Source organism: Bradyrhizobium cosmicum (assembly GCF_007290395.2).
GTDB classification, from domain to species: domain Bacteria; phylum Pseudomonadota; class Alphaproteobacteria; order Rhizobiales; family Xanthobacteraceae; genus Bradyrhizobium; species Bradyrhizobium cosmicum.
On record NZ_CP041656.2, the window covers coordinates 1,515,554 to 1,529,073 of the forward strand.

At 63.2% G+C, this 13,520-nt stretch carries 12 protein-coding genes; 7 read left to right on the forward strand and 5 right to left on the reverse strand.

Annotated elements, in window-relative coordinates; genetic code table 11:
- Window positions 1-356: 356 nt before the first annotated feature.
- Window positions 357-1,439 carry an alpha/beta hydrolase family protein gene (locus FNV92_RS07070; protein WP_143841566.1) on the forward strand — a complete coding sequence of 361 codons (1,083 nt, stop codon included), beginning with the start codon at window positions 357-359 and terminating at the stop codon, window positions 1,437-1,439.
- Between the two features lie 110 nt (window positions 1,440-1,549).
- Here FNV92_RS07070 and FNV92_RS07075 read toward each other — a convergent pair whose 3' ends face one another.
- Entirely contained in the window at window positions 1,550-2,029 is a 480-nt protein-coding gene (locus tag FNV92_RS07075; protein WP_014440000.1) for a MarR family winged helix-turn-helix transcriptional regulator, read from the reverse strand.
- A gap of 513 nt (window positions 2,030-2,542) precedes the next feature.
- Here FNV92_RS07075 and FNV92_RS07080 point away from each other — a divergent pair.
- Window positions 2,543-4,114 carry a porin gene (locus FNV92_RS07080; RefSeq protein ID WP_014440001.1) on the forward strand — a complete coding sequence of 524 codons (1,572 nt, stop codon included), beginning with the start codon at window positions 2,543-2,545 and terminating at the stop codon, window positions 4,112-4,114.
- A 1,232-nt stretch (window positions 4,115-5,346) separates the two neighbouring features.
- On the opposite strand, the gene FNV92_RS07085 is transcribed toward FNV92_RS07080, so the two are convergent.
- From FNV92_RS07085 to FNV92_RS07100, 4 genes are all read right to left on the reverse strand, one after another.
- Window positions 5,347-5,982: a MarR family winged helix-turn-helix transcriptional regulator gene (locus FNV92_RS07085; RefSeq protein ID WP_143841565.1), complete on the reverse strand. Its 636-nt coding sequence runs from the start codon at window positions 5,980-5,982 to the stop codon at window positions 5,347-5,349.
- A gap of 856 nt (window positions 5,983-6,838) precedes the next feature.
- Complete coding sequence (fliI, locus tag FNV92_RS07090) at window positions 6,839-8,176, reverse strand: flagellar protein export ATPase FliI (RefSeq protein ID WP_143841564.1); 1,338 nt, start codon at window positions 8,174-8,176, stop codon at window positions 6,839-6,841.
- Between the two features lie 48 nt (window positions 8,177-8,224).
- On the reverse strand, window positions 8,225-8,953 hold the full coding sequence (flgF, locus tag FNV92_RS07095) for a flagellar basal-body rod protein FlgF (protein ID WP_014440004.1): 729 nt from the start codon (window positions 8,951-8,953) through the stop codon (window positions 8,225-8,227).
- 3 nt (window positions 8,954-8,956) lie between these two features.
- The gene (locus tag FNV92_RS07100) at window positions 8,957-9,748 is read right to left on the reverse strand and encodes a DUF1217 domain-containing protein (RefSeq protein WP_143841563.1); all 792 of its coding nucleotides are present in this window, start codon (window positions 9,746-9,748) and stop codon (window positions 8,957-8,959) included.
- Window positions 9,749-9,890: 142 nt separating this feature from the next.
- On the opposite strand from FNV92_RS07100, the gene motA reads away from it, so the two are divergent.
- From motA to FNV92_RS07125, 5 genes are all read left to right on the forward strand, one after another.
- Window positions 9,891-10,787 (forward strand): flagellar motor stator protein MotA, encoded by an 897-nt coding sequence (gene motA, locus FNV92_RS07105; protein WP_162006165.1) that lies wholly within the window; start codon window positions 9,891-9,893, stop codon window positions 10,785-10,787.
- A complete protein-coding gene (locus FNV92_RS07110; protein WP_014440007.1) occupies window positions 10,784-11,725 on the forward strand; it encodes a flagellar motor switch protein FliM in 942 nt (313 codons plus the stop codon). Before motA ends, FNV92_RS07110 begins: the two co-directional genes overlap by 4 nt.
- Window positions 11,706-12,020, forward strand: coding sequence for a hypothetical protein (locus FNV92_RS07115; protein WP_014440008.1), 315 nt, complete (start codon window positions 11,706-11,708; stop codon window positions 12,018-12,020). The genes FNV92_RS07110 and FNV92_RS07115 overlap by 20 nt, the downstream gene beginning before the upstream one ends.
- Before the next feature lie 76 nt (window positions 12,021-12,096).
- Entirely contained in the window at window positions 12,097-12,471 is a 375-nt protein-coding gene (fliN, locus tag FNV92_RS07120; RefSeq protein WP_014440009.1) for a flagellar motor switch protein FliN, read from the forward strand.
- A 2-nt stretch (window positions 12,472-12,473) separates the two neighbouring features.
- Window positions 12,474-13,514, forward strand: coding sequence for a flagellar motor switch protein FliG (locus FNV92_RS07125; RefSeq protein WP_014440010.1), 1,041 nt, complete (start codon window positions 12,474-12,476; stop codon window positions 13,512-13,514).
- Window positions 13,515-13,520 lie beyond the last annotated feature (6 nt).

Below are 13,520 nucleotides of genomic sequence, written 5' to 3' on the forward strand. Positions count from 1 at the left end.
CCGCACCCTTTGCAGTATCGTGCATTCACAATGGCGGCCTACACAAGGATGCCTCATCCGCCGGCAAATGACGTATTTTTTAGTCGTCAACCGCAACAAAAAACTACAAAGCCGCCGACGCAAAAGTGGCAGAGTGTGCGTATGAATGACTGTGGATCAGCAACGGAGCGGGGACGTGACGATTGAATTGAGTCGGCCTGGGGTTTCAAACGAAGCCGGCTCGTTTGCAATACAGACCGTTTCGCGCAATGCCTTCGCCGAGCAAGGCGAAGATGGGGCGATCGTTGGACCTGATCTCGTTACGCCAGAAGGTGGATCGAACGCGGGGTCTGCGACCTCGCCGTTCGGGGACTGAAATGGAAGGTGATCATTGGCCTCACGGCTCCTGCGACGGCGCCGGTCGTAGCCTTTCAGATTTGCGGAAACGCGCATCCGAATTTTTCGAAGGTCTGTCCGTCGCCGAGCTCGTGCGCGAGTCGCACAGGAATCTGTGGGTTTCGGACTGGTCGAGGATCGCGGACGAGTACCGGGCGTTCGCCGAATCCGCGCGGGCAGGCGGCTCCATTCAGGTGGCGCGGGAAGCGTGGCTGTGCTCGCTGACGGCTCTTGAAGTCGCGAGAAACGTGTCCTGTCCCGGAGACCCCGCGAGTACCGACCTCGCAGACAAGGTCGGAATCAACCTGAAAGGCCTCGAGGAGGACTCCGGTCCGGCGATCGAGCGCGTGGAGATCGACGGGTTCGATCAAGGCTCGCTTGTCGGCTACTTTCTGCCGGCGTTCCGTGATGGGCCTTCCGCGCCTGCGGTGATCTGCGTCAGTGACGAGGACGTCACCCTCGGCTCGATGATGAGCAGGCTGTTGCCGGCCTCTCGCCGCCGGAACATGTCGCTCCTGCTCGTTGATGCCGGCCATTCGTCCGTTCGCCGCCCGGCCAAGCCGGAGCATGTTCTTCGATGCTGGCTGGACTATCTGGAGGCTCGCCCGGACGTCGATTCGCGGCGGATCGCGGTCTATGGCGAAGGGGCAGCCGCCAGTCATGCGTCCGGCCTTGCCTTGCTGGATCGCAGGACGGCTGCCGCCGTGTGCGACGGCGGCATCGTGGCGCCGATCATGCGCCGCGCATCGCTGCGCTGGATGACCGGCGTTGAGCCGGGCGTTCGTGACGAAACCCCGGCGGGTTCGTCATTGCCGTCGCGCCGAATCCCTTGCCCGCTGCTCGTGATCGCAGGGACTCGTTCGATGGTTACGGAGGAGGATGCTCTCGAGCTGCAAGCCTTCTATCGGCAGGCCGAAGCCGATTGCTCGACCGTCGTGCCGAACTGCATCCCGCACCCGCTGGGGGAGGTCGAGAACTTCGTCGCCGTGGACGATGTCATTTTCGAATGGCTCGCCAGCAAGCTTGGAACCGTCCGCGAGCTTGATCCCGTGACTTACCTTTAATCGGTGGGGCCAGCGCATATAGCTTGCCTGCGGCCCATGCTTCGAAGCGACGGTTTCTCGAACCATGCAGGCCGGGCACCTTCCGCAGCCTGCGCCCCCGCGTCAGCAGATCAGGAAATGTCGATGGCCAGCAAACGGGCGGCCAGCCGGGCATTCTTGGCAATGGTTGCGAGCGCAACGTTAAGGTCGGCCAGGGTCTTCTCGTCGAACTCGTTGAACATGGTCGAGTTCAAGGCGAGCTTTCGCTTGGACAGTTTCTCGATCTCCGCCGTCGCCTTTGCCGTCAGCGACATCAGGACGAAGCGCGCGTCGTCTGCGCCCGGCCGCCGCGACAGGAAGCCGGCTTTCTCGAGGGCCTTGGTCTGGTTGGTGACGAAGGCCGGGTGGACCCGCAGCTTGTTTGCGATATCGATGCCGGCGACGCCTCCGCCATGGTCCAGCTCGGTGATGGCCATCAGGATCAGCCATTGCGGTTCGGTAATGCCCAGCAGTGCGGCCCAGCTGGTGTGGATGTTCTCCATCTGAGAGTGAATCTCGACGACATTCCAGATGAAGTCCGTAATCGCCCTGTCGAGTTTTTTCTCGATCATGTGGCTCCCCCCGTTTCCCCTGGATCATTCTTTTAATGGGATATCTGGGAGGCGTCTCGGGTCTCGCGCACCGACGATAGTAGCGGATACCGCGCGACGGAAACGGCCTGATTGTTTAGTGCTTGCAAAAATCAATTAATTAAATTATGCCTCGTCCCACTCAATCTTTGCTGCTCTTGACCGTCTCAATGAGCCAGTAATGTGAGACCTCCAAGAAAGCCCTCGGGATGCCCCCTGAGGGCTTTTTACTTTTAGGTCACAGTCTTATCGGTCGTTGCGGGCCTCCCTGTTGCCCTCGAGCAACATCTCCCCCGGAAGTTACGCTTCATTAAATCAATGAATTGAGGCGATTGTTTTTATAAACTATACGTGAAGCCACGACGGAGGGGGGGCACCTCACTGTCGTTTCAGTCCGGACTTTCAGTACGGGCCTGAATTGAACGGAAATTGAAGTGGGTAAAGCGGCCTCCGACGAGGAGCCGAGCCCCCTGAACCGACCTGGAGGTTTACTAAATGAAGTTTACGAAGACGCTTCTTCTCGGCTCGGCAGCCGGCCTGATGGCCGCCTCCGGTGCGTTCGCAGCCGATCTTCCCGTGAAGGCCAAAGCGGTCGAATACGTGAAGATCTGCTCGCTGTACGGCGCCGGATTCTACTACATCCCGGGCACCGACACCTGCATCAAGCTGGGCGGCTACCTCCGCGCTGAAGTCGCGCTGGGCACCAACAGCTCCTACGGTCCTGCCAACGGCTCCCCGGCCGGTGCGCACAACCGTCTGAGCAACTACTACACCATGCGCGCTCGTGAAGACCTCAACATCGACACGCGCACCGCGACCGAATACGGCGTCGTCCGTACCTTCTTCGACGGCGTGTTCTCCTGGACCTCCGGCGGTTATCAGGGTGCGGGCTCCGCCACCGGCGGCACCGTCTACACCGGCTCGCTCGGCCTCAACACCTCGGGTGCGACCCCGGCGCTGGTTGGTTCTTCGATCAACGGCACCGACGGCAACACCTCGGCCGGTTCGCTCGGCGTGTACTACGCCTTCATCCAGTTCGCTGGCTTCACGATGGGTAAGGCCGTGTCGCAGTTCGACGCGCCCTGGACCAACTATCCCGGCAACAACTTCGACGGTCTCGTCGGCGGCAGCGGCACGGTCACTGGCGTCACCCAGTTCACCTATACCGCTGATTTCGGTCAGGGCGTGACGGCAGCCTTCTCGGCTGAAGATACCTCGGCCTATTATCAGGCTGGCAACCAGAACCTCACCGGCGCGACCGCTGGTGGCATGATCGGTGGCACCTACGGCACCAACGCGATCGGCGGCACGCGCTCGCCGAACCTCGTTGGTATGGTTCGTGTCGACCAGGCTTGGGGTCTCTTCCAGGCGTCGGTTGCCGCGCATGACAACCACGTTGCCTACTACGGTGCGAACGAAGCCACTGGCCACCCCGACGACAAGTGGGGTTGGGCGGTTCAGCTCGCTCTCTCGATCAAGAACATCCCGACCGGCGCGGGTGACGTGATCAACGTGTCGGCCGTCTACACCGATGGTGCCACCCGCTACAACTTCCAGAACCTGGCGGGCAGCTCCTACTCGATGTTCGGCAGCTCGGGCGTTGCCTACCAGAGCGTCGGCTTCGCCAATGCTCCGGACACCGTGTACATCACGGGCAGCTCGCAGGAGACCGTCAAGACCTGGGGCTTCCGCGGTGCTTACACCCACAACTGGGATCCCTACTGGAACACCGCGCTGTACGGTGCCTACGCTCAGGCTCAGTACGGCTCGCTCGCCAAGAACGCACTTTGCGGCGTCGGCGGCGTGTTCGTCACGGGTGTGGCTCAGGCTGGCGTTACCTCGTGTAACCCGGACTTCGCCATCGGCCAGATCGGCCTGATCACCCGCTGGACCCCGGTCAAGAACCTGACGTTCTCGGCCGACCTCAACTGGACGCACCTCGACCAGAAGTATGCCGGCACCGTCGGCTACACCGGATCCGGCGCGACCGCCAAGCCGGCTGCCGTGTACGAGCTGAAGGATCAGGACAGCATCACCCTGCTCCTCCGCGCTCAGCGCAACTGGTAACACCTGTCGCAAGACCGGAATCGAACACCCGGCGGGAAACCGCCGGGTGTTTTTTTGTGTTGGCTGAAGATTCGGGGACCGGATGGAGCGCTACAAGACCTTGCGCTGCCCGACGGGCAAAACACCCAAACTCTCGGTCAATCCGAAAATATTCCGCTTTACCGAAATTCGGAAATGACGTATGTGTCGCCCATCCCGGCTCATCCTTGAGGGGCGATCGTACGTCGTCACGAGTTGCGAGCCGGGCCTGCGGTGGACGCGGCAGCGTCGTGCGCGAGAGGTGCGGGCAGGGCGGGTCGTCCCTGTGAGCCCGCGGCCACGTGCGGACGAGCGGCGCCGAAGTCCGGCGAAGCCTCTTGGCGAAGCCGGATGAGCTGCGTACGGCAAAACCGTGTGGTCCTGGCCGTCGTTGCTACGGTCAAGCCTTTGCGGAGATGTGCGCGAGCCCAACCGGGTGGACGGCATCGTCAATTCGCGGGGCGAGGGAGGCCAGAAGGAAAGTTCGGCTCCCGGGAGAGCACGGCATAAGCCGTCCGACCATCGCGCAGGGAAGGCCGAGTGATCGGCGACACCTGTATGCTGCTGTGCGGTTCTTTTGCGCTACATCTTCGCGCAGCGGACCGCGGGTGCCAGTCGGCACCCGGTCTTCCCTGCGCCCTCTTGGATTGGAGGGTGGAGAGATCGAGCAAAGCTCGGGCGAATTCAGCCGCGAGAACGCCAAGGCGTGTCTGCAACCACACACTCACTGTCATCGTCTGGCTCGACCGGACGATCCAGTACTCCGAGACAGTTGTGGTTCAACCGAGCGGCCGCGGCATACTGGATGTCCCGCCGGCCTGTCATCGGGCTCGCCGAAGACGAGACCCGGTGGGGGGAATGACAATGGCACTTGGAGACGCAGCCGTGGCCCCAAGCTCCGTCATTGCCGATGTTGAGAGAGTGCGCGACCCACTCCGCCTCAGTGCACCGAACGCAGCGCTGCAACGCCATAAGCGCGTTCACGCGCGTCTTCAACGCGCCATGCGCGTTGCAGCTTGTCAGGGACGCGAGAGTGAGCGGGCGAGGTGCACTTTGCTCCGTCATTGCGCTCGCAACTTGCACAGCAACGACGATGAGAACGCGGACGCTCATGCGCGTTTCAAGGCACGATATCGTCGTGAAATTTTGCGCAAGCTCTGGCGTTGCCCTCCGCGCGGAGGTTGCTGCATTCCGTCACGGCGCGGATATTCGCTCTAGCCCTGGCCCGCCACACGCGCGCGGTCGAGATGCCCCTCGATCTTCGGGCGGTCGCGGGTGCGCTCGAAGCTCGTGCAAAGCAGTTCGGTCTCCTCGAGCGAGACCGGCGCGCGATACAGTCGGCACATGAATTCCGCGGTAGAGCGTGCCTTGCCAGTAGCTGGACTGCGTTCGGCGAGAAACATGCAATCGCGGCACATGCTGGCATCGAGTCGCTGGTGTGCCGTGTCGAGGTGGTTGAGGATCTCGCGGAGCGAGTCGCGGAGCCTGACGCACTCGTCGGTTCCGAGCGCCGTGACTGCGTTCACCACGTGGTTGATCGGGTCGTGCTGGCTGAGGCATTTCTCGCCTTGCGCGGTGACGTGGAGCACCACGGAGCGCTTGTCCTCGTGCGATGGCTTTCGTACCAGGAAGGACTTGCCCTCCAGCGTCTTCACGATCTGCGATGCCGTCGCCCTGGTCGCGCCGATGAAGCCGGCAAGTGCCGAGGGGGTGCGCGAGAATCTGTTGGCGCGGCCGAGAAAACGCAACGCCATCCATTCCCGGTCGCGCAGTCCATGCTGGTTGCCTTCGAAATACCAAGCTCTCGCCGCCTGAACCAGCAGTTCGACAGCTTCACGTGCCAACGGCATGAATTCCTACCTCGCCCCGGGAATCACGTCTGCGGCGCCCCGAAGTCGCCTTCCGCCGTTGTGCACGAATCTTTCGCGAGAAGCCCTACCACCCGCAATGCCCGACGCGTTCGCCGTGCCCGATACTCGCGCGAAAGCACGGACTGCTCGGCATCCGGCCTGGACTGATCGGCATTGCAAGGTGCGGGGCGAAAAGCGATGCCGCCGTTGGCATGCCAATCGTTGCGTCGTCGAACGAAAGCCCGAGTTGCCATCACGATCGGACGATAGATCGGAGTTGTTCACCCGAAGCCCCTGAGTTCAAGTCACACGCAGACGTTTCTTATGTACCGTCGAAACGATGAATGAGCTTCTCAACAAAATCAAGTAGAGACGCTCTCCGAGACTGGATGTCGCTGCAGACGAGTGTAACGTTCAAGACAATCGCGCTCTTCGGGACACATGATGGTGATCGCAATATGCAGCGGAACAAGCTGTTTGCACGCAATTGTGCGACGGCTTGATTGCACGGCACGTTGCTGTCCGACGCTGATGCAAACTGATGGAAGCTTGTGCATGACGATGGCGCTCATCGGCGCGTCATCCACAACTTCCGCGATCCTTCCGGGAATCGCCAAGGGAACTCGTTAGGATTACACGTCACGGTTGTCACCGCAACCGCGGCGGAATGGGTCGGTTCGACCGCATGCGACCTGGCCGCGCGATATCCACCGAGCGGTTGATGCGCCGGTGGTGGGACACGGCCGACCGCGATGGGCGCGCAGGCATAGGATGCGTGGCGGCGCGCGTGGTCAGCTGTCGCGATAGTCCGCAGGGCTGCGACCACGGGCCGGGACCGCGCCGCCGCCCCGTCCGGCTAGTCGCCCTTGAGCATGTCCCGGAGTTCTCGGAATGGATCGGCGCTGGGCGGCGCCGAGGCGTCCTGCCGCATCGCGCTGTAGATTCGCGGAACCAGATCGACGGCCTGGTCGAGCCCCGAATCACGCCCCGCCTGATATCCGCCCATCAGCCGAAGGTCGCGCGTGTCCTCGTATTTGGACATCATGGTGCGCAGCTTGCTCACCAATTCGCGCTCCTCGGGGTCCCAGACGTTGTGGGCGAGGCGGGAGACCGAGGCCAGGACGTCCACGGCCGGATAGCGCGCCTGGTCGGCGATGTGCCGGGAGAGCACGATGTGGCCATCGAGAGTACTGCGGATGGTGTCCGCGATCGGCTCGTTGTGGTCGTCGCCGTCGACCAGCACGGAGAAAATGCCGGTGATTGTCCCGGATCCCTCTTCGCCTGGCCCGGCGCGCTCCAGAAGGCGCGGCAGGTCGGTGAAGACCGTCGGCGCATAGCCGCGCGCGACCGCAGGCTCGCCGGCGGCGAGCGCGACCTCGCGAGCGGCGTGGGCGAAGCGGGTGATCGAATCGACCACGAGCAGGACCGATTCGCCCCGGTCGCGGAAATATTCGGCAACCGCCATGGCAGTCTTCGGCGCCAGCCGCCGCATCATCGGGCTTTCATCTCCCGTCGATACGATGGTGATGGCGCGGCTGCGGTTGGCCCCGAGCACGTCCTCGATGAATTCGCGTACCTCGCGGCCGCGCTCGCCGACGAGCGCCAGCACGACGGTGTCGAAGCCCTGGCTGCGCGCCAGCATCGCCAGCAGCGTCGATTTGCCGACTCCGGAACCGGCAAAGATGCCGACGCGCTGGCCGGCGCAGATCGGGGCAAACAGGTCGATGACGCGTACGCCGGTCCGCAGCGGCTTGTGGACGCGTGCGCGCTTCATCGCCGATGGCGCCTCGGCCTCCGCCGACACTGGCCGGGACCCGGGCGTGAGGGGACCCTGTCCGTCCAGCGGCGCGCCGAGCGCGTTGATGACGCGGCCCTTCCAGCTCGGATCGGGCGCGAAGGACAGGGGCGGCATCCGGTAGGCGCCCGAGCCGAGGCCGCCGGCAAATTGCCGGTCGAACGGCTTGGCGACGATGCCCTCGCTGTCGATCCTGATCACTTCGCCGATCTGGGGCTTGCCGCCGGAATTGCCGCCGGAGTTGACGCCGATCAGTTCACCGAGCCTGACGAAGCGCGACAGGCCGGAAACGCGGAAATGCGTCGGCGCGATCTCGGAGATCGCGCCGCTGACGCTTGCCAGGGGAGTGCTCTGCTGAAGCTCCAGCAGCGCCCACTCGAGTTGCCGAAGAGCGTTCAAGGAAACCGTCCACCCTCATTGCGCGCGAGGCGCACTTTACTCGCAAGTCTATTTGCCCGGCTCGCCCAGCGTCCGGATTGCATTCTGGAGCGAGCTCTCGGTGCCCTCGATCATCGAATTGGTGCCGTCGAAGGCGCGCGAGGCTGCGATCAGCTTCGTCAATTCCATCATCGGATTGGCGCCGGAGCCCTCGACATAGCCCTGCTTGAAGCCGTCGCGGGAGAAGTCGGCGATGGCGGTCGCGGGCCGGTCCGGCGTGACGCCGGAATTGCCGTAACGCTCGAGATTGGCGTCCGCGGGAATGTTGAATAGCCCGATGGAGCCGATCTCGTTGTTGTCCTGGGTGATCGCGCCGCTGCGCGCGATCGCGACCGGTCCGCCGTTCGGGTCGAGCGTGATCTGCGCGCCCCCGGAATCGATGACGGGGAAGCCGGACACCGTCTGAAGATCGCCGTTGGGAGCGATCTGGAGGCGGCCGTCGCGCGTATAGACGGTGCCGTTCGGGCCGGCGAAGGCGATCCAGCCCTGTCCGACCACGGCGACGTCGAGCGGGTTGCCGCTCTCGGTAATGCTGCCGACTTCGCGCGAAATGATGTTGTCGCCGGGCGAGGAGAAGGCGACCGGGTTCGCGCCCGCCTTGGACAGGACGGTCTCGAACTTCACCACGTCGGTGCGGAATGCCGACGTGTTGACGTTGGCGACGTTGTTGGCGATCGTCTGGAGGCGCTTTTCGAGGGCGACCTGCGCCGACAATCCCACATAGAGAGCCGATTGCATGAGTTACTTTCCGAGCCGGATGGACTGAAGCTTCGTGAGCATGTCGGTGTCCAGGCTGCCCGACGTCGACGACGCGCCGGCAATCAGGACCAGCGCGGGGTTGGTCGAGGTGTCGCTCTGGGCCTGGGTCGCGTCCCACATCGCCGCAAAGCGCTGCACGAATTTGTCGACCTTGGCCGGGTCCTGGAAATCGGTGAGATCGATCTTCTTCGTGATCATCTTGGCCTGGGCATCGATGTCGGACGAGCTGATCGTCGACGACCAACCCATTGCGGTCTGGACCACCTGGGTCAGCGCCTTGTCGGCGAGGATCTGATAGGCGGTGGTGATGGTGGAGGCCTTGCGGGTGAAATAGAGCGCCAGCCGCAGACCCTCGTTCTGGTCGCCGGCCTTCTCCTCCATCGTCTGCGTGACGTATTGGGTCGCCGTGCCGGTCGTCGCCGCGGTCGCCTGGGTCGCCTTGTCGCCGAGAGCGGCGAAATTGAAGGCGGCGGCGAACTGCCGGTAGCGGGTGTCGGACAGCTTGTTGGCGAAGGCATCCTTGTCCGAGACGCCCTCGGTCAAAACCTTGCGCATGAACGCCTTGGCATAGCTCATGTCGCTGAGGCCATAGGCCTTCATCGCGTAGGAATAGAGGCGATAGTCCTTCAGGAAATCGTCGACGGTCTTCACGTTGCCGATATGGCTCAGGAAGTAATCCGTCTCGCGGCTGACATCCGGCTGCGTCGCGACCTGCGTCAGCGACTTGCCCATGTCCTTGGTCAGTCTGGTGTAGTCCGCGATGGTGGATAGCATGACCCGCGCCTCTCCGGCCGCACTTGCGACACCATCCCAAGCTGCCGTGAATTGCTTGCGCGAAGCTGACGAGCGGCAAACCAGCCTCGCGCAAGCGTCGCCGAATAGGTATTCCCGATGGGATCGGCGATGGAGCGGCGCGTTGGGCAGTTTCGTGGGGGTTGTCATCACGGTAGCGGCGCTGCTTGGCGGATTTGCCGCCATGGGCGGGCATCTCGGCGTGCTGATGCAGCCGTGGGAATTCGTGATCATCATGGGGACCGCGGCCGGCACCTTCATCATGGCCAATCCATGGAAGACGGTCGTTGATACCGGGCTTGCTTGCGTCCAGGCCGTCACCGGTGCCGTGCCGGGCGAGCGCTATTATCTCGACCTGCTGGGAGCCCTCCACGCCCTGATGCGCGAGCTGCGGGGCAAGGGCCGCAACGAGGTCGAGGCGCATATCGACGACCCCGCGTCCTCCGAGATCTTCAAGGCGTTCCCGAGCGTGCTCGGCGACCCCTCGCTGCTCCAGTTCATCTGCGACTATGTCCGCCTCATCATCATGGGCAACGCGCGCACGCACGAAATCGAAGCGCTGATGGACGAGGAGATCCATACCATCGTGAAGAGCAAGCTGGCGCCCTACCATTCGCTGGTGACGGTGTCCGAAGCGCTGCCGGCGCTCGGCATCGTCGCCGCGGTGCTCGGCGTCATCAAGGCGATGGGCGCGCTCGACCAGTCGCCGAAGTTGCTCGGCGGCTTCATCGGTGCGGCGCTTGTCGGCACCTTCGCCGGCATCTTCCTGTCCTACGGCATCATTTCGCCCTTCGCAATCAAGATCAAGATGACGCGCGAGAAGCGCTGCCGGCCCTACATCATCGTCAAACAGACGCTGCTGGCCTTCATGAACGGCGCCATGCCGCAGATCGCGGTCGAGCATGGCCGCAAGATGATCTCGAGCAACGAGCGCCCCTCAATCGACGTCGTTGAAAACGAGACGATTGCGGGTCCGAAGGCCGTCGTGACCGATGCTGAACCGAAGGCGGCCCGCGCATGATGATGGAAAACGTCGACGTCGATCAGCGGAAGCAGCTGCCGAACTACCTGCTGGATGCGGCCGGCATCTCAATCGAGCGCATGCCAATGCTCAATGTGATCTTCGATCGCATGGCGGCATCCTGCACCGACAGTCTTCAGCCCATCGCCGGAACGCCCTGCTACTTCTCCGTCAACGGCATCACCAATGATCGCGTCGGCGACATCATCAAGGACTACGAGGCCAACGCGGTCGCGGCCGTGCTCTATGCCGAGCAGTGGGACTCCCGCATCATCATCATGCTCGACCGCGATTTCGTGTTCACGATGGTCGAGGCGATGTTCGGATCCGACGGAGCAGAGCCGCCGCTCGATGTCGAGCGCACATTCTCGAACATCGAGATCCGCCTGGTCCAGGCGCTGTTCGAACGGTTCGCCAAGGCGCTGCAATCCGCCTTCGCCGGCACGTCCAACGTCACCTTTCGCGTCGAGCGGGTCGAGACCGCCATGGCATCGCTCGCGATCGGCCGCAGCGGCAACATGTCGATCTGCGCGAACATCATGCTGCAGGCGCTCTATCGCGGCGGCCAGATGTTCCTCATTATCCCGCATTCCGCGCTCAATCCGCTCAGGCAGAAGCTCGCACACGTCGTCGTCAGCGATGGCCGTGCAGCCGATCCGCGCTGGCGCGAGCAGATGGAGAGCGAGGTTCAACGGACCGAGGTCACTCTGAGCGCGGTGCTCGACGAGAAGATGATATCCCTCGACGACGTCGTGAAGTTCCATGTCGGACAAGTGATCGAGCTCGAAGCCACGCCGCGCACGCTGGCGCGGCTCGAGAGCAACAACCAGGTGCTATTCTGGTGTCAGATCGGCCAGCTTGATGGCTATTACGCCATGCAGGTGGCGGATCCCGTCGACCAGAAGCGGGAGTTCGTCGATGATATCCTATCTCGTTGATGCCGTGCTGCTGATTGCGCTGGCCTTCACCAGCATGAGGGTGACGAAGATGCACCGCGAATTGGCACGGCTGCGCAGTTACCAGGGCGAGTTCTCGACCATCGTCCACGAGACGGCGGGCGCCTTCGATACGGTCATCACCGCGGCGCACGATTCGACTGCAAATCTGGGCCGGCTCGCCAACGTGCTGAGCACGAAGATCGATCAGGCCCACGAGGCGATCGCCGCGCTGGATGCGCGGAGCGGGCTCCAATCCGCCGCGACCGCGAGCGGTCCTGAAGCGAACAAGCATTGAAACCGAGACAGATCGAACACGCACGACCGGGGCGCTGAGACGCACCGGGACCGGAAATACCAAGAGGCGAGACCAAATGGCGCAATCCTTCGACTATGAAGCTGCATCTGCAACCGGAGATGCCGAAACGTCTCCGCTGGAGCGGTTGGCGGAAATTGCCGCGCGCACCGCGGAGGAGACCGGCAAGTTCGCAAACGTCGATGCAATCCTGCGCATTCCCGTCACCATGCAGGTGGTGCTCGGTTCGGCCACCATTCCGGTGGCGAACCTGATGAAGCTGGGCCGCGGCGCCGTGGTGCCGCTGGATCACCGGGTCGGAGAGCCCGTTGACGTCGTGGTCAACGGGCGAGTGGTTGCCCGCGGCGAGGTGGTCGTGGTCGAAGAGGACAATTCCCGCTTCGGAGTTTCGCTCACCGAGATCGTCGGGCCTCTGGGGCAGGGTGATACCTGACCATGGCGGCACAGGTCGGCATCGCTCCCATCAAGCAGCGAGGCGTTGCCACGTTGCGCGGAACGGACAAGGTCGCGGCGCTCCTGCTGGCCATGGGCCGTCAGGCGGCCGCGAGCGTGCTTCAGCAGTTCGAACCGCAGGATATCCGCATCGTCACCAAGGCCGCAGCCGAGCTGCGGCCGATCACGGCACAGGAGCTGGAGGGGATCGTCGAGGAGTTCGCCCAGCAGTTCTCGATGGGCGCCAACATCCTCGGTACGATCGGCGGGCTCGAGGCCGTGCTCGGCGACGTGCTTCCGGCCGACCAGGTCTCGGCGATCATGTCGGACCTGCTCGGCAATTCGAGCCGGTCGGTGTGGGATCGCGTCTCGTCGGTGTCGGAAAATTCGCTCGCGACCTACCTTTCCAAGGAGCATCCGCAGACCGCGGCGCTCATCCTGTCCAAGGTCAAGCCGGCCTGCGCGGCCAAGGTGATGAGCCAGCTGCCGTCGAGCCTGCGCAACGAGCTGATGCGGCGCGTGCTCAGCCTCAAGCCGATCGTCGACGATGCGATGAAGGTGCTCGAGAAGACGCTGCACGAAGACCTGACGCTGAATTTCGCCCGCAATCTCGGCGCGGACACCTATGCCCGCGTCGCCGACATCATCAACAAGATGGAGCGCGGCCACATCGAGGACATGCTGAAGAGCCTCTCGGAGAAGCGGCCGAAATCGGCCGAAGTTCTCAAGGAACTGCTGTTCACCTTCGACGACGTGATCCACCTGACGCCGAAGGCACGCACCATGATCTTCGATCAGGTGCCGACCGATCGTATCGTCGTCGCGCTGAAGGGGACCGACAAGCACTTCCGCGAACTGATCCTGTCCTCGGTCGCCTCCCGCGTCCGTCGCGTCGTCGAGCACGAACTCGCCATCGGCGAACCGTCGAACCAGCGCGACGTGCTGGAGGCGCGGCGTGTCATCACCGACCTCGCGCTCGACTTGGCGGAAAAGGGCGAAATCGAGCTCAACCCCGAGCAGGAGGATGAGCTGGTCTTCCGCTGACCGCTG